We start from the raw sequence: 26,002 nt of genomic DNA, 5'->3' as shown, positions 1-26,002 counted from the left end.
TTTATGAGATGAAGCAAAAGGGCTTAAGATTTTGAGCAGAACTGAACAATGTTGTTGAAATGATTGATAGTAGTTGACTGAATTGAGAAGGTGATTGAACAAGCTTTTCACAATTCTAGGTAGTTTTATCGTGGTACTACAATGAAATTTTGTAGGTTCCCCAATATGTTTTTTCTCAAGACATTCTTATTTATGGCTTTTAATTTTGGAGACATAAATATATTTTTTACAATTTGAGAGGACTTTACAGTGTAATACAGTGTAGGAAGAGATTTTGTATTTGCACAAAATTACAATGAAATTCTAACATCTAATGATATGATTCAACTTAAATGTCAATAGGGAACGTACGTACTTATGCACAAGTTGTTAACAAAAAGTGGATAACTTGCTGATAAAGCGTGGATAATCTATAAATTTGTGGATATAACTGTGTCATACATACTATTCTGTTTGTGGATAACTAGAATAACTTTGTGGATAGCTGTAATCATCACGTTTTAGCTGTGAATAAAAAAATAAAAGATGGCAGAAAATTCCTGCACATCTTTTACTCATTTTCATTTAACGTACTTACCAGAATTTGTAATTCTTCCCATTTTGTCATTGTATTTTCCAGTTCTTGTTCGATAGATGTTCGTTCTTCAGCGAGTGATTGCATCTGTTCATAGTCATCTATCAAAGTCGGATCTGTCATTGCGATATCAATTGCTTCAATACGAGATTCATACGTTTCAATCGTTGTTTCGTATGCTTCGATTTGACGTGTCAACTTGCGCTTTTCACGACGCATTGCTTTCAAGTCCGCATAAGTTGCTTCTTGTTCTGTAACCGGTGTTTTTGCCATACCCTTATGTCCATTTTGTGCATCGGTATGTGTCTCCAGCGCATGTTGCTGTTCAAGTTTTTCTAGGTAGTATTGATAATTTCCGAGGTAGATATGACTACCTTGGATATCCATAGCAAATATTTTATTGGCTAGTTCGTTGATAAAGTATCGGTCATGGGAAATAAATATTAATGTACCAGAAAAGTTACGCAAAGCTTGTTCTAGCATTTCTTTGGAATCAATATCCAAATGGTTGGTTGGCTCGTCTAGTATTAACACATTATTGCGTTCTAGCATAAGCAAAGCGAGTTGAAGACGTGCTTTTTCGCCACCTGACAAGTCATTGATAATTTTTTGGACATCATCTTGTGTGAATAAAAAGCGTCCAAGTACAGCGCGAATATCTTTTTCTGGCATATGTCTATACTGATCCCATACATAATCTAAAATTGTCTTGTTAGAACGGAACTCTGCCTGTTTTTGATCATAATAACCAATTTTTAAGTTGGCACCAGGTACAACATCTCCCGAAATCTTTGGCAATCGCCCTGCAATTGTTTTAATGAAAGTAGATTTGCCAATACCATTAGGACCGATGATTGCGATACGGTCTCCCTTGGTTATCTCGATATTGATAGGTTGTGTGATAGGAGATTGATAACCCACTTCAAGTTGACGAATATGCATAACATCATTACCGGTATTACGATCAAAGTCAAATTGAATATCTGCACGTCTAGCATCTAACATTGGTTTTTCAATACGTGTCATTTTCTCTAAAACTTTGCGTCGACTTTTTGCCATACCACTTGTGGATGCACGTGTGATATTCTTTTCAACAAATGTCTCCAAACGTTTAATTTCATCTTGTTGACGTTCGTATTCTGCTAATCTTTTTTGATAGTATTGATCACGTTGTGCGATAAACTTTGTATAATTACCAACATAGTGTTTGACTTCGCCTAATGATACATCGTATATCTGTGTCACAATTTTATCTAAGAAATAACGATCATGAGAAATGATAACAATTGCACCACTAAAAAATTTGAGATAGTCTTCAAGCCAAGCCGTTGTTTCCATATCTAAATGGTTGGTTGGCTCATCCAGCAATAACAAGTCTGGTTCGCGTAACAGCATCTGTGCAAGTGATAAGCGTGTTTTTTGACCACCGCTAAAGTCATTAATCGGGCGTTTATAATCCGCTTCTGTAAAGTTCAAGCCGTTCAATACCGTCTTGATTTTACGTTCATAATCATAGCCACCTTGTTTTTCAAAGTCGTTTGATAGGCTTTCATAGCGCTTGATATGTTCTTGATAATCCGCTGTTTCGTATTGATCAGCATGATTTGCCAGCCATGCTGTTTCAGCTTGCATCTTAGTACCGAGTTCCTGCAAGTGTTCGAACGGTTGCAGCATTTCTTCAAATACTGTGTTTTGCGTATTCAGTGTCATTTGTTGCGTAAGGTAGCCTATTTTTAAATTTTTAATTTTAGAGATATGACCTTCCTCATATGGCTCGACACCTGCAATCAGCTTCATCAATGTAGATTTTCCCGCACCATTACGTCCAACGATGCCGATGCGTTCACCCGTTTTTACTTCAAAGTTAACATTGTCAAAAATCGTCGTGCCGTCGAAGGACTTAGAGATTTGACTTAACTGCATTAATATCATAGCGCATACTCCTTTCATTATCTTACATTGTACAACAAAGTATTTACCTATCAAACAGTTAATGTTTCATTATCTTTGAAAGTCAGTTATAATAATACTGATATGCTGTGAAATGTATCACATGTTTTAGAAATAAATTTGGAGGATTGTAGAATGGCGAAAGAAATGACAAAAATTCCAAGAGCGACTTTGAAACGCCTGCCTTTATATTATCGTTTTGTAAATACGCTAAAGGCTAAGGGAGAAAACCGTGTTAATTCGAAGGCGATAAGTGAAGGTTTAAACATCGACTCTGCGACGATTCGACGTGATTTTTCATACTTTGGTGAGCTCGGCAAAAAGGGATATGGCTATAACATTGACAACCTTCTAGACTTTTTCAAATCAGAATTAAGCGATGCAGAAGAAATACGTATTGGCATTGTAGGTGTTGGTAATCTTGGACACGCATTGATTACTTATAACTTTTCCATCCATGATGATATGACAATTACAGAAGCATTTGATATACGTCCAGAAGTAATCGGTAAATCGATTGGTAACGTAACAGTTAAACCACTCTCAGAAATGAACGAGATTATAAATAAGCAAAAGCTTGAAGTTGTCATTATTGCGACACCAGAATCAGCGGCTCAAGCTGTCACAGATCAACTTGTAGAAGCTGGTATTAAAGGTATTCTTAACTTTACACCAAAGCGCGTGCAAGTCCCGCAATCGGTACAAGTACACCAAATTGATTTAGGGGTAGAGTTACAATCACTTTTATTCTTTATGAAAAACTATAGTTCAACACTCAAAGCATAAATGACTTAGATATAGATAGAAAACGCTATGAATGCTAAGCCGTGTTCTAAACCATAACGGAAAAGTAAATCTTTCTATAATTGAAGTGAGGTAACACGAATCCGGGGTTTTAGTGGATATTGACGGATTTCATATAAAAACTGGATAGGTTTGTTTTATTTTATGATAAAGACAGCTCGAATGTGGAAATAACATTACTTTTATTAAAACAAACTGCGTTGCCTCATATAAAATTATGGAGATGAAAGTTATGATAGGCGTTTGTTGTGATATTGATGTGTATTAAAAATGAATTCATATTTTTTCAGTCCCTTTGAACACACATAAGCCTAAAAATAGCTAAAAGTTTTAAAGCATTAACTATAGTAGTACGATTAAATAAGCCATCAAAATTCATTGCGGATTTTGGTGTTTTTTGTTGTCTGAAAAGGAAGGAGAAGTGATTAGGCATAAAACATTAGTGACCCCATAGTGACCATCGATATCGCCTCTATACAATTCATCTACAAGTTCATTAGGTGTTACTTTTCCAAAAACACGTTGTCACCTTTTCGATAATATCTAAATTCTGCTCGTATTGCGCTTCTATAATTGTTGTCTTCAATATTTTGCTCCGTTTTAGATGTACAAAATATGACTTCCTCTGCGCTTTTTAGGCGTTAATTCTCTTTTTATCTTATAAAATAAATTTTCATATTTCTCTTGCGTTATAGTAGAATATTGTATATAATCCAGATAATATTAGTCGGGTATAGGAGGTTAAGACATGCTTTGGACAATTTCTAGTGGTTTATTTGTAGGCTTGTTACTTGGATTTGTAATGCAACGTACACGATTCTGCTTAACAGGTGGTTTTCGTGATATGTACGTGCAAAAAAATAATAAAATGTTCTATGCATTGCTCATTGCGATTGCGATACAAGCAGTAGGTCTCTTTGTATTGCAAAGGGCAGGATTACTTACTATTGATAATGGAGCATTTTCAATTGTAGGGACAGTTGTAGGCTCATTTATTTTTGGTGTTGGGATTATTTTGGCAGGAGGTTGTGCGACAGGAACGTATTATCGTGCAGGTGAAGGCTTAATTGGAAGCTGGGTTGCTTTAATCTTTTATGCACTTTTTTCAGCGATTACAAAGTTCGGTGTATTAAAACCACTGAATGAACGTCTAAAGCACTTTACAGAAGTCCAAGCCGATATGTCAGCTTCAACAGGCGTACCAAGTTGGATTTGGCTCATTGTATTGATTGTAGTCACAACATTTTTTGTGATTAAAACATTACGTCAGCCAAAACCAACGATTGCGATTCCTAAATTAAAGCAACGTTATACAGGTGTGCGTCATTTATTATTTGAACGACGTTATCATCCATTCGTTGCAGCAATTGCGGTAGGTTTAATTGCATTGATTGCATGGCCGTTAAGCAGTTCAACTGGACGTAATGATGGCTTAGGTATTACAACACCTTCTGCACATATTGTTCAGTTTTTGACAACAGGGGATACATCAGGACTTGACTGGGGTGTATTCTTAGTGCTTGGTATCTTTTTTGGTTCATATATTGCAGCAAAAGGCGCACACGAATTCAAATGGCGTTTGCCAGACATTAAAACAATTCGTAACAGTGCACTGGGGGGCATTTTCATGGGCTTTGGTGCAGCCGTTGCAGGTGGTTGTTCAATCGGTAATGGTCTTGTTGCAACAGCTGCATTGTCATGGCAAGGTTGGATTGCACTAGCATCTATGATTTTAGGGACATGGTTTATGAGTTACTTCTTATTTGTAAAACCATTGCGTGCTGCACGACGTCAGACACAAAGTATTAAAGCACAATCAGTGAGCGCATAATTAAGAAAAGGAGAGAGCTACATGGTATACGAATTAGGTACAGTAGGGATGGTTTGTCCATTTCCATTAATTGAAGCACAGAAAAAAATGGAAACGTTGGAGGTAGGCGATGAATTGAAGATTGATTTCGACTGCACACAAGCAACGGAAGCCATCCCGAATTGGGCAGCAACACAAAGTTATCCAGTCACAAATTTTGAACAACTTGGTGATGCATCATGGACAATTACTGTTCAAAAAGCATAACCAGATGCATATCTAAACCCTCACAAACTTGAATTGTTGTGGGGGTTTAATAATGATATACTCACTTGTATATGATGAGATCGATGAAGGATTAAGGTAGGTGAGTGGATGGTATTGATTATCAAAACAGTATGGTTTCTTATAGCGGCTGTTTTAGCTATCATATTTATTTTAAACGATATGTTTGTACCACTGGCTGTCCTTTTAGTTATCAATATAATATGCCATATTTTAATTGAACGGTATTTTAAGTAACAATGGGAACAAATCATCAACTGGACACGATTCACAATGAGACCAGACGCAGAGAAGCTGATTAAAACAATTGATAGTAACTGAATTGACATAATCATATACTTCTTACACTTCTATGACGCAAGGACGACGGAATTCATCTGTTCGTCGCTTTTTTATTTGCCCAAACTTATCCTAATGTTGAATGATCGAGTCTGTTTGAATAATATGGCTGCTTTCAAAAAGAATCGTGACGTAAATGTGAAGACTCGTTGATATTAATAGAAGTTGATAAGAAAACACTTTAAGTTTAGCGAATTTTCAAGGTGGTTTATGGTAGAATAGCTTATGATGTAGTGAGGTGAACAAGATGAACATACAAGATATTGCGAGGCTTGCGGGCGTATCCAAAAGTACAGTGTCACGTTACTTAAATAATGGTTCTGTTAGCCCGAAAACACAATGCAAAATTCAAAAAATAATTGAAACACATGGATATGCGCCTAATCAGTTTGCCCAAAGCTTGAGAGCACAACAGACAAAATTAATCGGAGTGATTATTCCACGCATGTATTCTTATGCGGTTGCCAGTACGGTGCATGGTATCAAGAAAGCATGTGAAATACAGGGTTATCAGATGTTACTTACTTTAACAGAACGCGCGCGCAATCAGGAGTTAGAAGCGTTGCGTTCGTTTCAACGCAGCAAAGTAGATGGTGTGTTATTTATGGCAACTGAGATAACGGATGCACATATGGCAGTGATTGAATCAATGTCTATGCCGGTTATTCTTATTGGTCAGACACATGCACAATTAAGTGCAATCTATCATGATGACGAAGCGGCGGGTAGATTGATGGCAGAGCGCATTATTGCTGCAGGTTATGAACGAGTACGTTATGCAGGTGTATCTGATATAGATAAGGCAGTAGGTCATTTGCGTTATCAAGGTTTATACGATACGCTCAATTCAGCGGGGGTAGCAATTGAAACGTATCAAGCAGCTTTTGACTATGATGAGGCGTTGCGTCAAGTACAAAAGCAATTGACGATAGAAGTGAATACAGCATATGTTGGTGCGACGGATACGATTGCATTAGCTCTTTATCGTGTCATTATGAGCGAACCACAAACATTTACGCCATTTATTGGTGGATTTGGTGGAGATCCAGTTACCGATATTGTTCATCCTAAAATACATACGATTTACTATCAATATGAACGTGCTGGACAGATGGCAGTACAAGCACTATTTAGACAACTTACAAACAATCAAGAAGTAACGACACAGAAGTTAGAAGTATTATCATCACCTAATGTAATTTTATTTGACAAAGATGGAACCGTTACCATATAACAAGGAGGCAACTAATAAATGACAGAATGGACGCGTGACAAACGTTATCGCAAGTTAGAAGATACTACAGCGGAAGAATTAGAGACGTTAAAAGAGACTGTTCAACTTTCTCGCTATCGACAAACATATCATATTCAGCCATCAACGGGTTTATTAAATGACCCTAATGGACTGATTTATTTCAATGGGGCTTACTATGTTGCACATCAATGGTTTCCTCTTGGAGCGGTGCATGGACTGAAGTATTGGTATCAGTATAAGAGTAAAGACCTAGTACATTATGAGCATCAAGGTGTTTTATTGAATCCCGATACTTCTTATGATAGCCATGGCGTTTATAGTGGGAGTGCTTTTGAATATGAAGGCACATTGTATTATATGTATACTGGCAATCATCGTGATGCTGAGTGGGGGAGAGAAAGTAGCCAACTCATTGCCAAAGTGAATGATGATGGGCAAGTTGAGAAGCTTTTACCACCAGCGATTCCACACCCCCCAGCAGGCTATACACAGCATTTTAGAGATCCAAAAGTATTTGAAAGAGACGGCAAGCTTTATGCAATCATTGGTGCGCAACGTGCAAATGAGACGGGATGTGCGGTGTTATATGAAGCAGAACATCCAGAAGGTTCTTGGACGTTCAAAGGCGAAATTCAAACGTCACTCACAGATTTTGGTTATATGTGGGAATGCCCAGATTATTTCCAATTGAATGGGAAAGATGTTTTAGTCTTTTCACCACAAGGTATCGCACCGGAAGCAGAACGTTATCAAAATATTTATCAAAGTGGCTATATTATTGGTGAATTGAACTTTGAAACATTGGAAATGACACATGGTGAATTTATAGAACTTGATAATGGTTTTGATTTTTATGCCCCACAAACACTGATAGATGAAGCGCAACGACGTGTGATGATTGGTTGGATGGGATTACCTGATACAGAATATCCAACAGATTGTGAAGGTTGGGCGCATTGCTTAACTGTACCTAGAACTTTGACTATTGAAGATGGCAAGTTGAAACAAAAGCCACATATGAATTTACGTAGCTTACGTAGCAATAGAGAAACGGCGTTAGGCTATGCAAATAAGTTTTTGAAACAATTGCATCCATATGAAGGTGAGCAATATGAGCTCGTCATTGATATTTTAGACAATGAGGCGTCTGCGATTGAATTTCATTTACGAGCATCCAAAGATGAGGCAACTGTCATACGCTATGAGACAGATACACAGCTGTTAAAGTTAGATCGTTTTGATAGTGGTCGCTTACCAACACCAGTAGAAGGAACAGCACGCCAAACTTATTTGGACACGCCATTACGTCACTTGCGTATTTTTGTGGATACATCTAGTATTGAAATTTTTTGCAATGAGGGAGAACGTGTCCTAACATCACGTATTTTTCCGAAAAAAACAGCGAATAAGATTAAAGTCGCGACAGATTCAGGACAAGTATATTTGAAAATGACGAAATATGATATCGAAGGAGTGAAACAAGATGCCTAATGCGTTTTATGCGATAGGTGAAGCATTGATTGACTTTATCCCAACAGAGCGTGATCAATTGTTAAAAGATGTGAACGGCTTTATGCCTCAAGTAGGTGGTGCACCTTGTAATGTTGCTGCTGCCGTACAAAAGTTAACGGGGCGTAGTCATCTAGTTACACAACTTGGACAAGATGCTTTTGGTGATCGCATTGTAGAAACACTTGCAGAACTTGGTGTGAACACACAGTGGATTGAGCGTACTACTGCAGCGAATACGGCATTGGCATTTGTTAGTTTAACGGCGAGTGGGGAACGTGATTTTTCATTTTATCGTAAACCAAGTGCAGATATGTTGTACGATTCAGCGCATATTCAACGTTTACCATTAGCGAGTGGAGATATGATTCATTTTTGTTCGGTGGCATTGGTAGACAGTCCGATGAAAGAAGCGCATGAGGCATTGCTTGCAAAGGCACATGAAGTAGGTGCAACGGTTGTTTTTGATCCAAATGTACGCTTACCATTATGGGATGATTATCAGGCATATCAACAGACGATTCAAGCATTTATACCACATGCTGATATTGTTAAAGTATCTGATGAAGAGCTTGGTTTTATCACACAAATTGAAGAGGAACAACAAGCACTACAATCGCTATTTCAAGGGCGAGTCAAAGCAGTTATTTATACACAAGGAGGAGATGGCGCGAGCCTCATTTTTGCAGATGGGACGACCTATACAGCATGCCCGACAGCGGTTGATGTGGTAGATACGACAGGTGCTGGTGATGCGTTTATCGGTGCAGTTATTGCCGAATTGATGCAATCAGTTGAACCTATTGAAACGCTAAAAAAAGAAGGTCAAGCAATATTAACATTCGCTAATCAAGTGGCTGGTCATGTCGTACAACAGTATGGTGCATTGACGAGTTTGCCGACACGTGAAATATTAGATAATAATGTATAGAAAATTACCTAAAGTGATGCATGAATGAGATCACTTTAGGTAATTTTAATTTATATTTTTTTAATGTTGCGTACAGATACATAACAAAGTTCACCATTTTTGAAATGAACAACCCTTTCTTTCGGATCCACATTAGTAATGTTATGGCGATTTAGTACATAACTATTATGGCACCGGAAAAAGCGGTAATCTATCTGTGCAAGCTCTTTTAAATTGCCATAAAATTCAATTTGTCGATTATCCAAATGTGCAATCAGACGGTGTGACTTCGGTGAGGATTCGAAAAACATAATCTCATCATAATGGACATATTCAGAACCGCTCCCACGTTTTAATTCTAATGTCTCCACCGTTCCTTCTTTTGTCATGAGGTTCAGTCGATTCATCGCTGTTTCAAGACAATCAACGACACGTGTTCGTAATTGATCAGGGTCATCTTTAAATATAAAATCCATGGCTGCCACTTTGTATACAAATGTAAGATAGGTTAGTTCGCTGTGACTCGTTACATAAATAATATTACCAATAGGGTCATGTTTGCGAATCTCGCTACCAACTTTAATACCATTAATATCAGATTCTAACTGTATATCTAAAAAATAGCAGCCAACATCAGACAGATTTTTAGAGGCTTCAATCAGTTCGTATGGATTATCCGTTGAAAGTTCGATTTCCATCGGTTTTTCTTCAATCATAATATAATTGTTGATAATCTCTTCCATACGCGCTCGTTGTTTGGGATTATCTTCACAAATCAATATTTTCAAACAATCCATCTCCTATACATCTTCATTCATAATTTCTAATTTTTGAATAAAATAATTGTTTTCAAGTGTTGTATCTAATAAAACATTATCTGTACTATCTGTAATCTCTTTTAGTGTCGAGAGTCCAATACCACGATTGTCACCTTTTGTTGAAAAACCTTCTTCAAATAAGGTGTGCAGCTTTGGCATGTTTTCAGGCGCTTTATTCATAACAATGATAAGAATAGCTTCATTAGTTTGAATAAAGGCAATCTGTATCATGGGATCCTCCACCGACATAGACGCTTCAATCGCATTATCCATAATAATACCTAATACACGACTTAAGTCAATAATAGGCATATTAATATGTGTGATTTCGTCTGCAACTTCAACACTAATATCAATATGTTGCTCTTGGGCTTGAATAATTTTAGTAGTTACCATTCCTTTGATTTCACGGATTTTTAACTTTTCAACCCCATTTAATTTCAGTGTAGTATGTTCAAAGTGATCTTTGATTGGATGGATGTGTTTTTCGTAATATTGTTTAAGACCTTCCAAGTCATCCTCTCGTAAATACTCAGACATCGTAGACAATATGTTGATATAATCGTGACGAAATTTGCGCATGTTGTTGTTAATCTGTTCAATTTTGAGCGTGTACTTATAGTAATCCTCAATCTCTTGCTTATTACGGCGATATGTCAATTCTCGAGAAGCTGTTATAGATATAACAATAACGAGTATAGCAAAAGCAATAAAGTATACGATAACCACTAATGCAATCGCTTTCATATCTTCGAGCGAACGGACCTTCTCAGGTGTAAAGACATCAATAAGAATAAAGAATGCCATTAGCATAGTTGCAAGTAAGATAAGGTAGAGTTTATTAACATAAAGCCAAGAGATACGTAACAATCGCATTAAGAAACGAAATAAAATCGTAAAGATGACAGCCCCTGCAACAAAAGTTAAACCATAAATGGCCTGACGTATGTAAAAATACGTGTGACTTGAAGTTAAGTATTCGTATAATAATGTTGATAAGAAATCACTGATTATGAGAATTAAGAAGCTCATCAGTACGCTAATGACACCTATCATTTTCTGCTTCTTATAAAAGAAAATAATAAAACTTAATATTAGATAAAATAATGTTACTTTTCCAAATGACAGGAACAAAATAGTTGAAGGGACTACTATCCCTATGAGAATAGAGAGGTAATCCCTTCGTGTGTATTTTGGTTTGTCGATTAATATTAAATGCGTAACTAAAAATAAGACAAAAGTTTGAAAAAAAGCTAAAAAAGTAATATGAATAATTTCCAATTTTATACACACTTTCTAAAGTAGAGATTTATTTGTCTAATTCTAAAAGTTCACGCGGAATTTCTGGTTCGTCAAAGAAACCTGTGCAAGTTCTAATCCAACCGAAATTACCGATTGCTTTAAGTAAGTTAGTGAAGAATTTAACAATAGCATCTAAAATGTTCATCACAAATCTACCTCCTTAGGAAAAAATATAGGTAATAGTGTTGCTGCTTGAAGTGTTATACCAAAACATATCAATTGTTGATATGGTGCCGGAACGACAAGGGCTACACCAAGAACAATCGTTGTCATAACGATTGATTTGATTTTTAAGCCGCGCTTACGAGAAGCTTTGATTGGCTGTTTTTTCGTCGCAGCCGGTGCATATATGATGACTATTACCCATCCAATCAATGCCAGGATGAATAAATAATGAAATGGTATCGCAAAATAAACGATAGCCATTGGCACCAACACGAATAACAGTATATTTTGGATATGACACATCAATGAAGATCGTGCATGTGCCCCGTGTGAGAATTGACGCACGAGAATATAACTTATGTGAACAGTTAGTGTGTATAAAATGGTATTTAAGAGGAGTGCTAAACCGTATGTTACGATTGCTTTAAAAAAGTTAATCGCAACAATTTGAATGCCCAGTCGTACTTTTAAAAAGTCGATATGGTCTAAATTTTGATGATGTTGTATTTTGCGAGCCAAAGACTCTATACCATTATCAATGATTTGCACTTTGTTTCCCCCTTAAAAACATTATAAATGATAACGAGCAACGAAAGTCATTTTTTGCCTAACTGTTCAGTTTTAGTGCCTAACTGTCGAAAAATAAGTTTATAAGGCAATTTTAACACAAAACAATAACAGTTAAGAACTAAAAACAATAATCTAGGCAATAATTAACAAAAAGCTAAAAATTCATGTTGTAATATAGATACAATCACTTAGACATATCGCGTCATCCAAAGATATTGTTGAATGCGCAAGGTGTACTAAGGTTAGATTTTAGCCTAGTTTGTATTCTTCGCTCATAATACACATCTAAGGTCTAAAAACTAACAAGGATTATTTATATGATAATTTTAGTAGGAGGTGGCAATAATGGTAGCAGATATCGTAGGTACAATCTTAGAATTCATCAAACTTATTGCTGAAACTGTAATTAAATTTACTAAGTAATCTGAAGCATCAGTGTATTCTCTATATTTCAAAACCCCCATCCATATCATATGGAATAGTGTGGTAATATTTGGAATTCATTATATTCCCTTAATACGAACGAAAACAGACAAGTCTCTCCCAAGCTTGTCTGTTTTTTTAGCTGTTCAGTTTCTGTGATGGAAAGAAATGATACGTACCTAGTTTTGTTTATATTGTAGTTTCAGCTAAGTTGAAATAGCTGTCTTTGTTCAGCGTGTAGTCCGTTGTGGATGTGTGATTTTTGCATCTTAAAAAGAATAAGGTAGAATGGCTCACCATGCTATCTCATCACAAAAGATGTCGAATTATTCGAAAGCATTTTCTATGTTTTTAACTCACTTTTTAGCATAACGATATACATCAGGGCGCATATTTTTAAATACTGGGATAGCATCGCGTTGCGCATCAACTTTCGATATATCTAGTATTACTGTGTGTACAGTTTCGTGTTCATTTGCTTCTATTATAATTTCACCATTTGGATCGATAACCATAGAGTGCCCCGCATAAGTTGTCTTGCCATCAGAACCGCAACCATTTACGGCAACTACATATACGTCATTTTCAATAGCACGTGCTTGCAACAATTGACGCCAATGGTTCAGACGTACGTCAGGCCATTGTGCAACATAGAATAGAATCTGAGCACCTTCAGCAGCAGGATAACGCGATAATTCTGGGAACCGTAAGTCATAACAGATGATTTGAGATGCTATTGTGCCATTTGATAATGTAAAAGGGTGAGGTACGTGGTTGCCGGCAGTTAAATAATGTGGTTCATCCAACATCGGGACTAAGTGAATTTTATTGTAGTCATATATTAATTCTCCGTGATGATTCACTGTGAGTGCGGTATTGTATAAGGCGTCTTCATGATGATTGGATACTGAACCAGCAACGATATCTACATTGTATTGTGTTGCAAGTTGTTGGAGGAACGGCAAAGTCCGTGATAACTGATGGTCTGCTTTTTGGTGCAATTCTGTCAACGCATAGCCATTATTCCACATTTCAGGTAAGACTACGACATCTGTATCAGAATGTACAGAAGTTTCAAAAAGGTGTGTAATTTTGTGTTCGTTTGCTGAGACATTGCCGGCTGTGACATTAAATTGCAGTAATTGAACTTTCATGATAAACCCTCCTCATAAAAATGTATAAAATGAGTTTACTAAATAATGAGATGATTAGTAAAGGATGGACAAAAAACATCTTTTGACATGCAACTTTACGTAATAACTGGTAACATTTGAGTTGAAAAACGATTATAATGTGATAGGCAAATGGCCCACTAGGAAAGTCTCAGCCATTATACGTAGCATATACAGCATAACATTCCTAATGATATGAATCAGTGTGAAATGATAAAATGACTTCATAATGTGGGAAAGTACATAAGAGATTCCTACTTTATTGAAAGGACTGTATTATATGACACCACCATTTATCAAAAAATATATCATGTCGAGTTTAGCAACTTTTACAATATTTGGCGCTGTTCAAGTATCGACGAACGTTCAAGCAAAGGAAGCTGAAACACCAAGCTTACAATCTCAGGAGACACCTGATACTCAAGATGAACAAGTAAAGAGAGAATCGAATGAAGTGAAAATTGATATTGGTGAAGGTACTGAACCAGTGCAGCCGGAACAACAAGAAGAGAATGAAAAGGACGATGGCAGTACTGATGCAACTTCTGGGGCAACTGAGACACCAGATAATCATGAACAAACGCAGCGCCCAACTGAACAAAAGCCTTCATCGCCAACGGAGCATTCAGACAAACAACCGGAAAATACAGACCAACAGACAGAGATACCACAACAAGGAAGTGCACAATATCGACCGTCTCAATCCTCCATACAAGCAAATAATGATATGGGAGGCGCCTCTGCTACTTCACAGTTGAATGGTAGTTTTAAATATAACCCACTTAATAATAAGCTTTTACAACAAAGTGCTCATAGTGGTGATATGAATCAACAAGTAATACAACGATTAACGCAAAAAAAGAATTTTAGAGATAATCAATTTTTGAATCAATTACAGCAAGATACAGACTATTTTCGATTTCAAGCATTTAACCCATTATCCACACGTGCATATTATAAAAATTTAGATAAACAAGTCTTAGGGTTAATAGCCGGGGAAGTTGGTACGATGCCTGATTTAAAGAAGAAAGCAGATAAAGGTATTGCATCTCGTCAACAAGAAGATAAAGAACAGCAAATCGAACAAGAACAGACTCATATGACGATCGGGCAAGTACAGCAAGACAAAGAAAAGGTCAGATCTAAAACGAGTATTCATAAATGGTTGATTTGCGGGTTTGTGGTATTGTTGCTTGCAGGTGTGTTATATCGCTTAGTAAATAGAAGAAAAGAATAAGTATGGATTGAGCATAACGAAAGCGGATAGCGAGGGTGTGTTTGTTTTACTCGATTTTTAAAATGTTTTATTCTAACTGCAAATTTGTCCTTTTAGCTCCGATTTTTATAGTATGTCTAAATTTGTCCAAATAAATACTTGCCGTTAATTTTCAGAAAAATAACACGAAAAAATCTTGACAAATATTGTGAAATTAATCACAATATAAGTGTAAAGAAGAGTCCTTTGAAAATACCCACTAACGGAGGTTATGAATATGAAAGCAGTTGTTGTAAACCAAGAAAGTAACGGTGTAGAAGTTGTAGAACATGAAATGCCAACAGTCGGTCATGGTGAAGCACTTGTAAAAGTTGAGTGCTGTGGTGTCTGCCATACAGATTTACATGTAGCACATGGTGATTTTGGTAAAGTTCCAGGACGTATCTTAGGACATGAGGGTATCGGTATCGTACAAGAGCTTGGTGAGGGTGTAACATCACTTAAAGTTGGAGATCGTGTCTCTATCGCATGGTTCTTTGAAGGCTGCGGGCATTGTGAATACTGTACAACTGGTCGTGAAACATTATGTCGTAGCGTAAAAAATGCGGGCTATAGCGTTGATGGTGGTATGAGTGAATATGCGGTAGTAACGGCTGACTATGCGGTTAAAGTACCGGATGGTTTGGATTCTGCACAAGCATCATCTATTACGTGTGCAGGTGTAACAACTTATAAAGCAATCAAAGAAGCAGGTGCAGCTCCAGGGCAATGGATTGCGGTATATGGTGCAGGTGGTCTTGGAAACTTAGCGGTTCAATATGCAAAAAAAGTGTTCAATGCACATGTTGTTGCAATTGATATTAACAATGACAAGCTTGAATTAGCCAAAGAAGTAGGTGCTGACTTAATCGTCAATGGCAAAGAAGTTGAAGACGTAGGTGCGTACATTCAAGAAAAAACGGGTGGCTGTCACGGCGTTGTAGTAACTGCAGTATCTAAGGTAGCCTTCAACCAAGCAATTGACAGTGTTCGTGCAGGAGGTACAGTGGTAGCAGTTGGTTTACCTTCAGAGTACATGGACTTAAGTATCGTTAAAACAGTACTTGATGGTATACGTGTTGTAGGTTCTCTCGTAGGTACACGAAAAGACTTAGAAGAAGCATTCGCATTTGGTGCACAAGGACTTGTTGTACCAGTTGTCGAAAAAGTATCTGTAGACGAAGCACCACAAGTATTTGATGAAATGGAAAAAGGAACGATTCAAGGACGTAAAGTACTTGATTTCTCAAAATAATCAGTTGATATAAAGAAAAAGGACTTAGCTCTGAAAATGCTCAGAACTGAGTCCTTTTTGTGTTTATTTAAATATAGAATAGAATAAACTGTGCTTGTTCTAATGCTTTTTGCATCACATCTTCTGGAATGGAAAATTGGATGAGTGCTACAAGGGCATTTTGAGTCATATGAATACCAATAGCGATACTAAGTCGTTTTGTATAAATATAAAAAGCCGAAAAAATAACGCCCATAACAAAGTAAGTGGCAAAGTGTGTTAAATCAGCATGCGCAACAGCAAAAATTGTAGAACTTACTGTTGTTGCAATCGTAAACTTCACGGCTTTATGCGCTTGGAGTGCATTATAAATGCCACCAAATAATACTTTACGGAAAACGAACTCTTCTAATAAGGGACCTACAACTGCAATAAGTATAATGAGTATCGGCATTTGACGTGCAATTCTCATAATGCGCATCGTATTTTCGCTTTCTGGACTGATACCTAATAGATATGTACTGATTAAGTTGGTAATGATTTGTGCGATAAAGACGATGACAAGTCCAACAAGTATCCATAGAATAATATAGCGCTTTTCTTCTTTGGGCTGTGTTTCAAAATGATATGGATTTTTAATGCGTGACTGTATGATAAGAATCAGTATGGCTGCCAGAACGAATGCAATGACTTGTAAATAAGTGATTTGCTGTAATTGTTCATTGGCTGACTGGGAATCAATCAGACCGAAAATCATTGCTAACTTCGGTGATAACAACGCAGCGATATAGATAACAACTGTTAATATCGATACAACTATTCGATTCATTCGTTAAGAACCTCCTTTTATACCACATTCATTCTATAGGATTTTCAGTCATTCAACAAATGATAAAAGCTTTCTACTTGATATTTTGACCAAATTTGATTATTATTGTTCTTGTATTAGCACTTGGTACATATAAGTGCTAAATAAATGTTGACCATAAGGAGGTACAATGAAATGTTAAAACCATTAGGTAGCCGTGTTGTAATAGAGAAGAAAGAACAAGAACAAACAACGAAAAGTGGTATTGTCTTAACTGAATCAGCAAAAGAAAGTTCAAATGAAGGTGTGGTTGTTGCAGTAGGACCAGGACGTCTATTAGACAATGGTCAACGTGTCGCACCAGAAGTCCAAGTAGGTGACCGCGTTGTTTTCCAACAATATGGAGGCACTGAAGTGAAGCGTAATGATGCGAAGTACCTTGTATTAGATGCCGAAGAAGTTTTAGCAGTTATTGAAGAATAGTAAGTAAAACAATACAAGTTAGAATATAATGGAGTGAATATAAATGGCGAAACAACTTAAATTCTCAGAAGATGCACGCCAAGCAATGTTACGTGGCGTTGATCAATTAGCAAATGCTGTCAAAGTAACAATTGGACCAAAAGGACGCAATGTCGTATTAGATAAAGAATTTGGTGCACCATTAATTACAAATGATGGTGTTACAATTGCGAAAGAGATTGAACTTGAAGATCCATATGAAAACATGGGCGCAAAACTCGTTCAAGAAGTAGCAAACAAAACAAATGAAATTGCGGGTGACGGCACAACAACAGCAACGGTTCTTGCACAAGCGATGATTCAAGAAGGGCTTAAGAACGTTACAAGTGGTGCAAACCCAGTCGGTATCCGTCAAGGTATTGATAAAGCAGTCGCAGTGGCTGTTGAAGCGTTACACAATATTTCTCAAAAAGTAGAAAATAAAGAAGAGATTGCTCAAGTCGGTGCGATTTCTGCAGCCAATGAAGAAGTTGGGCGTTATATCTCAGAAGCGATGGAAAAAGTTGGTAACGATGGGGTTATTTCAATTGAAGAATCAAACGGTTTCAACACAGAATTGGATGTTGTTGAAGGCATGCAATTTGATCGTGGTTATCAATCTCCATACATGGTAACAGATTCTGACAAAATGATTGCCGAATTAGAAAACCCGTATATTTTAATTACGGATAAAAAAATCTCATCATTCCAAGATATCTTACCGTTATTGGAACAAATTGTACAATCAAGCCGTCCAATTTTAATTGTAGCTGACGAAGTTGAAGGCGATGCATTAACAAATCTTGTGTTGAACCGTATGCGTGGTACATTCACAGCAGTTGCAGTTAAAGCACCAGGATTTGGTGATCGCCGTAAAGCAATGTTAGAAGACTTAGCGATTTTAACAGGTGCTCAAGTGATTACAGATGATCTTGGTTTAGACTTGAAAGAAACGTCAATCGACATGTTAGGTACAGCAAGCAAAGTTGAAGTAACGAAAGATAACACAACAGTTGTAGATGGTAATGGTGACCCAACAAATATTGATGCTCGTGTTAATCAATTAAAAGCACAAATCGACGAAACAGATTCAGATTTTGATCGTGAAAAATTGCAAGAACGCCTTGCGAAATTAGCAGGTGGTGTAGCAGTCATTAAAGTTGGTGCTGCAACTGAGACAGAATTGAAGGAACGTAAATTACGTATTGAAGACGCATTGAACTCAACACGTGCTGCCGTTGAAGAAGGTATCGTTGCAGGTGGTGGTACAGCGTTGATGAATATCTACAAAGAAATTGAAGCGATTGAGGCAGAAGGTGACATGGCAACAGGTGTGAATATTGTGTTGAAAGCCTTACAAGCACCTGTACGCCAAATCGCTGAAAACGCTGGCTTAGAAGGCTCAGTCATTGTTGAACAAATGAAGAATGCAGAACCAGGTGTTGGTTACAATGCTGCAACAGACGAATGGGTAAATATGTTAGATGCAGGTATTGTTGATCCAACGAAAGTAACACGTTCAGCCTTACAACACGCCGCAAGCGTTGCCGCAATGTTCTTAACAACAGAAGCGGTTGTTGCAAACATTCCTGAAGACAAAGGCAACGATATGCCACCAATGAGTGGAATGCCTGGCATGATGTAGTCTGAGACAGGCGACAAACAAGTAAATATCAAAAATAATTAAGAAGTAATCTGCTTTTTAATTAATTTACAAGATTTTAACTACTTCCTATTGTTAATTAACATGTGGAGGTAGTTTTTTTAGGTTATTGAAATTTGTCGTGTTGGATTTTATCGAGGATAGAAAATTTAGTGTTTGATGTGAATAGCTGATATTTTTCTTGAGATTAGTAGGTTTAGTAATATGTTTAGTCTTTGAATGCGTTTGGATAAGTATTTCTAGTTCCAACTTGTATCATTTATACCTAGAAAATTTACAGAAAATTCTTTAAAATAGATTAAAATTTTATAGTTTTATGCGATACTAGTAATGTACTATGAAAAAAGTATTGGAGGAACAAGCATGAGCAACTTAATAAATAGATTTATAAAAAATAATTGGATACACACCATTCCACGTAAAGAGCGGGATAAAATAGAACTTTTCAAATATCTCTTAACTTCATTTGATAGGGACAAGGTTTATAGTGAAAAAGAAGTGAATGCCATTTTAAAACAGCATTATGATGATTATGTATTATTACGTAGATATTTAGTTGATTATTCACTTTTGACTAGAGATATAGAAGGGAAAAAATACAAAGTAGCTGAGGGAGAATAATCAAATGGATAATAAAAGGTTGACTAACTTATTTATCTCTTTTAATACATTAGTTATATCAGGTATAGCGCTTTTTTCTCCAATATTGTATATATTCTTAGTTAATTTAGGCTATAGTTATACGGAGGCTGGCATATATTTATCAGTTTTTTGGGGAGTTTCAGCTATATGTGAATTTCCGACAGGGGTGTTGGCAGATACCATAGGACAAAAGCGGTTGTTGGTATATAGCTGCATACTAAGAGCACTTGGTCTGTTATTTATCATAACTGATCATTTTATATTGTTGATAGTGTCTGGAATATTAACAGGTGCTGCTGAAGCTATGTTATCTGGAAGTTTAAGCAGTTGGTATATGAATCAAATAGAAAATAAAGATACTGTGAACTTAGATAAAGTGTTTTCTAGAGCCTCATTATTTAGTGCGCTGTTTTCACTTATAATAGGCTTTGTTAGTGCAGAATTTTTATTTAAAGTAAATATACTTTTACCTATTATAATAAGTGTTGGTTTCTTTATCGTGTTAGGCATTATAATTTATATGTTTTTGCCGGAAAAAAATATATATAATATCTACGGTTTGAATGAAGAAATTAAAAATGTGAGCCCTACGTGGAGAGTAAATTTAAAAAGAATTGTAGCGTTGTTCATAACAAACAAACCATTGATATTAATTTTATTAGTATTAGTCATTCCGAGTATACTTGATATTGGACCGTCTAACCAATGGCAAGTGAGCTTTAATAGCCAACTTGGTTATATGTGGATAGCTATATCTCTCATTGGAATTATGACTAATTGGTTAATTCCTAAGATACCACGTTTTGGCAGTGAACTGAAAGAAATCATGACATATATTATGATAGACAGTGTTGTTATTTTTTTAATTACTATTACCAATATGAGTGTTATATTTTTTATGATTCATATAGTGATTTTCACAATTACAAGCGTACGGATTACAGTATGTATACACAAAAGGCTAGTTACAAATGATAAGTTAAGATCGTCTTTTGTATCCGCATTTTATACGATTGAAGCAATTGTGACAATGTCATTATTGCCTTTGAATGGTTATATAACAGAAATTCATAATGTATTCTATGCTTGGAATGTTTTTATTGGTATTAGTATCGTGCTTTTGGTTTTCTGTATTATCTTAATCTTAAGAAAAAATAAGTATTCAAATTTCTTGTAACTTAAAAGTTCAATAAATACAAAAGAACCCACAACAATCCAATAATGGAAGGTCGTGGGTTTTTCTCAATTATGAACGGTACTGATTATAGTCACCAGCGAATAAGCTATTGATAAATGCGATTGTGTCTGCTGTCGCATAGTTATTATCTAATATTTCTGTGAGCGTGTCTTTTGTATGGTCAAAGAAGCGAACAGGCGCATATTGACCACGCTTAATCATATTCGTGTAGCGATTTAAAAAGATTGCAAGTAATGTGACTTTACGAGGATGTGGAATCTGTGGATGCTTCATAATAAAGTCATATACGGCGATAAAGATTTTTACAGCGTCTCTCGGTGGTGTCTTAATACGACTGCAGAAAACATAGTAAATATAATTTTAAATTTTGGAAACGCTCAAATGACGTACTTTATAAAAAAAGTCTTCCATATAATTCGTGTTTTTGTTACTGTTTAATTATAAATATTAAATATTGGAGGATTAAAATGACTGAATATTTACTATTATTAGGTGCTGAACAGTTTTTACGCGAGAGATCTTATGCAGGTGGGAAAGCTGTAGGAGATTTTCAAATATGGACAGCAATTAAAAATGCGAAGTATAACTACAATGCATATTTTGATTTTTGTTTAGATGCAGATCCATTGAATTATGAGGCATTAAAACAACAAATAGATTTGTATCAATCAGAGGGGTATACACTGAAAGCTGTTGTGCCTTTGAATGATTGGACTTTAAAGGTCGCAAATCAATTGAATGCCACATATGGATTACCATTTTTGAAAGAAGAAGTAGTTGAAGCGTGTCGCAATAAGTATGAAATGAAACAACTTTTTCAACAATATGGTGTTTCAACGGCAAAGTCTAAGAAGTTTAATAGTCTCGAACAGTTAAAAATATTAGTAAATGAATATACATTTCCAGTCATTATTAAACCTGTTGATTTTGGTGGTAGCGGTGGTGTCCATTTAGCGAATAATCTAGAAGAATGTCTAGATGCCTATGCACAATCTCAAAAAGTGATGGAACGATACGCAGATGCCTTCAAAGTTTCAAAAAATGAATTTTTGATTGAAGCATATATAGAAAGTGATGATGAAGTATCTGTTGAAGTGTTATGTGGTAAAGACTTTTATCAAGTCATCACTGTAACTGAAAAATACTTGTCACCGAAGCCATGGTTTACAGAAATGGGACATGTTGTACCGAGTCACCGACATCAAGATAACCGGTTGAGGCAATTAGCAATAGATGCTTGTAAGGCATTGGGTATTGATCGTGGTGTTGCGCATGTTGAAGTTAAAGTAAAAGGTCATGAATTATATGTGATTGAAGCGGCTGCGAGACCTGGTGGTGACGCTATTATGGATTTGATTGAATCTGCTTATGGTATCAACCCTTATCAATTGCATACGATGATGTATCTTGATAATAAAGTTCAAGGAAACTTTGATTTTGTACCAACACGAACATCAGCCATCGCATTCTTAAAAGCACCAATGGGTGAAATACAACATATTAATTATCCAGATGTTTCTGAAGATAAGGAGATTGTACGCGTAAATCTTCTAAAAAAGGTAGGGGATATTGCGGGTAATCCTGAAAACTGGAGTAGTAGAGAAGGATTAGTACAATTTACATTTTCACAACTGCCAACAACTAAAGTATATCGTCATATTGAAAAGAGTCAGCAATTAGCTGAACAAATTTTTGATTATGGTACAGCTTCACATGAATAGATACTTACTTATTACAGCGCTATATCGCTTTATCTGTGGAGGACTTATTTTAATTATCAACTGGGAATTGGCAGATCCCAAGTCAGCAATAGATTTAGCGATTGCAACAGTACTATCGTTTGTACCAGCTATCTTTACACCGATTATTATTAATACGATATTTAAAAATGCATCAGGAAGTTCATTGACGAAATATGCTATTTTATTAATATTTGTACTCGTATTGTTGATGTCTTTTCTATATACCGAAACATCATTATTAATCCTGTGTAATTTTATTTTATGGGTTATTTTCTTTGTTTTGGAAACAAGTTTTGAATTTTGGTTTTCTGAACTGATTGAAGGGGAAGAAGAAGCATTTATTAATAAATATAGTTCGTTATCTATGACTGTGAACCAAGTTGCTTTGATGATTGGACCACTGTTTATTACACTACTGACAGGTTTTCTAAGCTTGCACATTATTTTTGTGTTATATAGCATGATGTATTTGTTAATTTTCTTTATGACGAAAGCAGTCAAAAATACTAAAGTTAGCGAGGAAACGCAGGCGGCAAAGTCGGAGTCAGTTAAGGTGATTCATTACGTTATTAGCATGTTGATGTGGCCGATTTTAGGTACAATTAACTTTATGTTACCTATTTATACGTCTTATCAGCATCGTAAAATCTATGAAGTTGCTTTTTTAGATAGTATGTTGGGTATTGGGATGGCATTGATTGGTATTTTACTGAGTAGGTTTTTGTCACACAAATGGTCTTTAGTCTTTCTCATTGCAAGTATTATCATTCCAGTAGCATGGTATGTGTTTGATGACTTTTTGATTATGCGATTGTTACTTATGTTACTATTTGGTATTGCTTTTGGTGGTGCACGTATTCTTTTTAGAAAAATTATTGTGGTTGCATATGCAAGTCATACAGTTAAGAAAATCTATTCAATTGGAAATGCGATTGGCTTGCCAGTGCTGGCTATTAGTATTTACCTTGGTATTATCGATTTAGGTTATGTGTGGTTAACACCATTCCTTTTATTATTTCTTTTATTGTTATTAATGAATATAAATTATCAGAAGAGTGCTTTATAAAGTTTCTATATCTTTTTGTGGTGGAATGGCATGATGAGTTGTTCTACCTTTTCTTTTTTGGCATTCAAAAACAATTATATTGGACTGTACGCTAAACGAATACAGTTATTTAAACTTATAGGTAACGGAAATAAAACTAGGTGTTTGTTGATATCTTTCCATCACAAAAGCTGAACAGCTAAAAGAACCCACAACAATCCAATAATGGAAGGTCGTGGGTTTTTCTCAATTTATGAACGGTACTGATCATAGTCACCAGCGAATAAGCTATTGATAAATGCGATTGTGTCTGCTGTCGCATAATTATTATCTAATATTTCTGTGAGCGTGTCTTTTGTATGGTCAAAGAAGCGTACAGGCGCGTATTGACCACGCTTAATCATATTTGTGTAGCGATTTAAAAAGATTGCAAGTAATGTGACTTTACGAGGATGTGGAATCTGTGGATGCTTCATAATAAAGTCATATACGGCGATAAAGATTTTTACAGCGTCTCTCGGTGGTGTCTTAGAATGATGTGTTAATGCGACATTATCTTGTTGTTCAATGAAGTAATAATTTTTCTGGTTGCCTAGAATGGTAATGCCCTTTATAACACTATAGACTTGCATGATGAACCAGTTATCTTCGCGCACTTTGATACCAACTGGGAATCGAATATTATTTTCCTCAATAACGTGGCGTTGAATCAATTTACCAATGGCATTTAATGAGTTAAAAAGCTTTGTATTTTCAAATTCTAAGTTGCCAATAGTTTGAGGAAATGAAAAAGCTGAACGGCTAATTGGTCTCTTACTATGTGCACCTCTAAAGTATGGTAAGCAAACCATCTCATCTCCATAGTTTTCTGCAGCAGCTAATGCATCTGTTAATGAATGCTCCGTAATGTAATCATCGGAGTCAATAAATAATACCCATTCACCTGTTGCAACATCTAAAGCTTTGTTTCTTGGCACAGACGCACCGCCAGAATTCATCTCGCTTTCAAGAATGATTAAATTTGGGATTTTGTTAATAAATGATTTTGCAGCATCCAATGATCCATCCGTTGAACGATCATCTGAGACAATAACTTCTACTTGGTTTAAGTCATATGTTTGATGCTGAATTTTTTCTAATAAACGCATAATGGGTTTTTCACGATTGAATAGTGGAATGATAATAGATAATTTCTTAGTCATAAGTCACCTTAGTTTATTTAAATAATTTTGGTATTAAGTTATTCGATTATACAGTGCGATAATCATACTTATTTTTATCTAAAATTGATACATATTGTGAATAACTACTTTGATATTAGCATATGTTGCTAATGATGAAAAGTACGTATTACCCTCTACTTGTTTTCTTGTAAAAGTAATTTGTGTTTTGTATAGCTACTTTGTACGATTGTTTACAACGCTTTTCTTATTCGTGCCAATGACTTCCTTCAAGGGTCAGTAAATATTTTTTGCGATGGATACCGCTATTAAAGCCACCGAGGCGCCCATCTTTTCTCAACACTCGATGACAGGGCACAATAATCGATAGCGGATTTAGACCGATAGCCGTTGACACCGCACGAACACTTTTCGGCTTACCAATCGCCTTAGCAATCGTACTATACGTCACTTGTTCGCCATAAGACAGTTGTTGTAACGCATGCCAAACCTCTTGTTGAAAAGGGGTACCAACTACATAGGCAATCGGTGTTTTAAACTGCTTAGAAGCCCCATGAAAATAGGCTTCAAGTTCGTTTGCGATTTGATGAATGACCGGATGTGTTGAGGTTTGAATCAACGTTCCTTGTCGTTGGAGTTTTTCCCAGGCGGTATGATAATCTTTAGAATCTGTAAATGATAGGCTCAGCAATGCATGTTCATTGACTACAGCTGTCATACGACCTAATGGTGTTTGGATATGTTGATAATAAAAATGCATGTTGTGCTCGTCTCCTCTGTTAATTGTTGTAAAGTATGAGAAAAAGAGACAGTCGATTGTTGTCACAAACGCTGTCTCTAGATGTTG

The 26,002-nt window shown here is 36.0% G+C and carries 24 protein-coding genes; 14 read left to right on the top strand and 10 right to left on the bottom strand.

Annotated elements, in window-relative coordinates; genetic code table 11:
- Positions 1–550: 550 nt before the first annotated feature.
- Positions 551–2,506 (bottom strand): ABC-F family ATP-binding cassette domain-containing protein, encoded by a 1,956-nt coding sequence (locus tag NXS11_RS08645; RefSeq protein WP_259200579.1) that lies wholly within the window; start codon positions 2,504–2,506, stop codon positions 551–553.
- Between the two features lie 153 nt (positions 2,507–2,659).
- On the opposite strand from NXS11_RS08645, the gene NXS11_RS08640 reads away from it, so the two are divergent.
- The 6 genes from NXS11_RS08640 (at position 2,660) to NXS11_RS08615 (ending at position 9,457) form a co-directional block, all read left to right on the top strand.
- Positions 2,660–3,310, top strand: a complete 651-nt coding sequence (locus tag NXS11_RS08640) for a redox-sensing transcriptional repressor Rex (protein ID WP_259200578.1) — start codon at positions 2,660–2,662, stop codon at positions 3,308–3,310.
- A gap of 766 nt (positions 3,311–4,076) precedes the next feature.
- Positions 4,077–5,159: a YeeE/YedE family protein gene (locus tag NXS11_RS08635; RefSeq protein WP_259200576.1), complete on the top strand. Its 1,083-nt coding sequence runs from the start codon at positions 4,077–4,079 to the stop codon at positions 5,157–5,159.
- A 21-nt stretch (positions 5,160–5,180) separates the two neighbouring features.
- Entirely contained in the window at positions 5,181–5,405 is a 225-nt protein-coding gene (locus NXS11_RS08630) for a sulfurtransferase TusA family protein (protein WP_259200575.1), read from the top strand.
- A gap of 604 nt (positions 5,406–6,009) precedes the next feature.
- On the top strand, positions 6,010–6,996 hold the full coding sequence (locus NXS11_RS08625; protein WP_259200574.1) for a LacI family DNA-binding transcriptional regulator: 987 nt from the start codon (positions 6,010–6,012) through the stop codon (positions 6,994–6,996).
- 18 nt (positions 6,997–7,014) lie between these two features.
- A complete protein-coding gene (locus tag NXS11_RS08620; protein ID WP_259200573.1) occupies positions 7,015–8,508 on the top strand; it encodes a sucrose-6-phosphate hydrolase in 1,494 nt (497 codons plus the stop codon).
- A complete protein-coding gene (locus NXS11_RS08615; protein WP_259200572.1) occupies positions 8,501–9,457 on the top strand; it encodes a carbohydrate kinase family protein in 957 nt (318 codons plus the stop codon). The genes NXS11_RS08620 and NXS11_RS08615 overlap by 8 nt, the downstream gene beginning before the upstream one ends.
- A gap of 50 nt (positions 9,458–9,507) precedes the next feature.
- Here the strand turns inward: NXS11_RS08615 and agrA are convergent, their stop codons facing one another.
- The 5 genes from agrA to NXS11_RS08590 all read right to left on the bottom strand — a co-directional run bounded on the left by agrA (position 9,508) and on the right by NXS11_RS08590 (position 13,868).
- Entirely contained in the window at positions 9,508–10,224 is a 717-nt protein-coding gene (gene agrA / locus NXS11_RS08610) for a quorum-sensing response regulator AgrA (protein ID WP_259200571.1), read from the bottom strand.
- Positions 10,225–10,236: 12 nt separating this feature from the next.
- Positions 10,237–11,547 (bottom strand): quorum-sensing sensor histidine kinase AgrC, encoded by a 1,311-nt coding sequence (gene agrC, locus NXS11_RS08605; protein ID WP_373319401.1) that lies wholly within the window; start codon positions 11,545–11,547, stop codon positions 10,237–10,239.
- A 16-nt stretch (positions 11,548–11,563) separates the two neighbouring features.
- Entirely contained in the window at positions 11,564–11,701 is a 138-nt protein-coding gene (gene agrD / locus NXS11_RS08600) for a cyclic lactone autoinducer peptide AgrD (RefSeq protein ID WP_259200569.1), read from the bottom strand.
- The gene (locus NXS11_RS08595) at positions 11,701–12,270 is read right to left on the bottom strand and encodes an accessory gene regulator AgrB (RefSeq protein WP_259200568.1); all 570 of its coding nucleotides are present in this window, start codon (positions 12,268–12,270) and stop codon (positions 11,701–11,703) included. The genes agrD and NXS11_RS08595 overlap by 1 nt, the downstream gene beginning before the upstream one ends.
- An 800-nt stretch (positions 12,271–13,070) precedes the next feature.
- The gene (locus NXS11_RS08590) at positions 13,071–13,868 is read right to left on the bottom strand and encodes a carbon-nitrogen family hydrolase (protein WP_259200567.1); all 798 of its coding nucleotides are present in this window, start codon (positions 13,866–13,868) and stop codon (positions 13,071–13,073) included.
- Positions 13,869–14,196: 328 nt separating this feature from the next.
- Here NXS11_RS08590 and NXS11_RS08585 point away from each other — a divergent pair, with 328 nt between their 5' ends.
- Positions 14,197–15,123: an SdrH family protein gene (locus NXS11_RS08585; protein WP_259200566.1), complete on the top strand. Its 927-nt coding sequence runs from the start codon at positions 14,197–14,199 to the stop codon at positions 15,121–15,123.
- Positions 15,124–15,379: 256 nt separating this feature from the next.
- Positions 15,380–16,396: an alcohol dehydrogenase AdhP gene (adhP, locus tag NXS11_RS08580; RefSeq protein WP_259200565.1), complete on the top strand. Its 1,017-nt coding sequence runs from the start codon at positions 15,380–15,382 to the stop codon at positions 16,394–16,396.
- Between the two features lie 67 nt (positions 16,397–16,463).
- On the opposite strand, the gene mroQ is transcribed toward adhP, so the two are convergent.
- Positions 16,464–17,204, bottom strand: a complete 741-nt coding sequence (gene mroQ / locus NXS11_RS08575; protein ID WP_259200564.1) for an intramembrane glutamic endopeptidase MroQ — start codon at positions 17,202–17,204, stop codon at positions 16,464–16,466.
- A 174-nt stretch (positions 17,205–17,378) separates the two neighbouring features.
- On the opposite strand from mroQ, the gene groES reads away from it, so the two are divergent.
- The 4 genes from groES to NXS11_RS08555 all read left to right on the top strand — a co-directional run bounded on the left by groES (position 17,379) and on the right by NXS11_RS08555 (position 21,166).
- Complete coding sequence (gene groES, locus NXS11_RS08570) at positions 17,379–17,666, top strand: co-chaperone GroES (RefSeq protein ID WP_259200563.1); 288 nt, start codon at positions 17,379–17,381, stop codon at positions 17,664–17,666.
- Positions 17,667–17,709: 43 nt separating this feature from the next.
- On the top strand, positions 17,710–19,329 hold the full coding sequence (groL, locus tag NXS11_RS08565; protein ID WP_259200562.1) for a chaperonin GroEL: 1,620 nt from the start codon (positions 17,710–17,712) through the stop codon (positions 19,327–19,329).
- Between the two features lie 381 nt (positions 19,330–19,710).
- Positions 19,711–19,968, top strand: coding sequence for a DUF2087 domain-containing protein (locus NXS11_RS08560; RefSeq protein WP_259200560.1), 258 nt, complete (start codon positions 19,711–19,713; stop codon positions 19,966–19,968).
- A gap of 4 nt (positions 19,969–19,972) precedes the next feature.
- A complete protein-coding gene (locus tag NXS11_RS08555; RefSeq protein WP_259200559.1) occupies positions 19,973–21,166 on the top strand; it encodes an MFS transporter in 1,194 nt (397 codons plus the stop codon).
- Between the two features lie 69 nt (positions 21,167–21,235).
- On the opposite strand, the gene NXS11_RS08550 is transcribed toward NXS11_RS08555, so the two are convergent.
- Entirely contained in the window at positions 21,236–21,460 is a 225-nt protein-coding gene (locus tag NXS11_RS08550) for a hypothetical protein (RefSeq protein ID WP_259200557.1), read from the bottom strand.
- 194 nt (positions 21,461–21,654) lie between these two features.
- Between NXS11_RS08550 and NXS11_RS08545 the strand changes: the two genes are divergently transcribed.
- Both NXS11_RS08545 and NXS11_RS08540 read left to right on the top strand, forming a co-directional pair.
- Positions 21,655–22,908, top strand: a complete 1,254-nt coding sequence (locus tag NXS11_RS08545; protein WP_259200556.1) for an ATP-grasp domain-containing protein — start codon at positions 21,655–21,657, stop codon at positions 22,906–22,908.
- Positions 22,901–23,995 (top strand): hypothetical protein, encoded by a 1,095-nt coding sequence (locus tag NXS11_RS08540; RefSeq protein WP_259200555.1) that lies wholly within the window; start codon positions 22,901–22,903, stop codon positions 23,993–23,995. The genes NXS11_RS08545 and NXS11_RS08540 overlap by 8 nt, the downstream gene beginning before the upstream one ends.
- A gap of 230 nt (positions 23,996–24,225) precedes the next feature.
- Here NXS11_RS08540 and NXS11_RS08535 read toward each other — a convergent pair whose 3' ends face one another.
- Complete coding sequence (locus NXS11_RS08535) at positions 24,226–25,176, bottom strand: glycosyltransferase family 2 protein (RefSeq protein ID WP_259200554.1); 951 nt, start codon at positions 25,174–25,176, stop codon at positions 24,226–24,228.
- A gap of 226 nt (positions 25,177–25,402) precedes the next feature.
- Entirely contained in the window at positions 25,403–25,915 is a 513-nt protein-coding gene (locus NXS11_RS08530) for a methylated-DNA--[protein]-cysteine S-methyltransferase (RefSeq protein WP_259200553.1), read from the bottom strand.
- Positions 25,916–26,002: the final 87 nt, after the last annotated feature.

The organism is Staphylococcus americanisciuri (genome assembly GCF_024814435.1).
GTDB classification, from domain to species: domain Bacteria; phylum Bacillota; class Bacilli; order Staphylococcales; family Staphylococcaceae; genus Staphylococcus; species Staphylococcus americanisciuri.
This window is presented reverse-complemented; position numbering and strand designations above follow the sequence as displayed.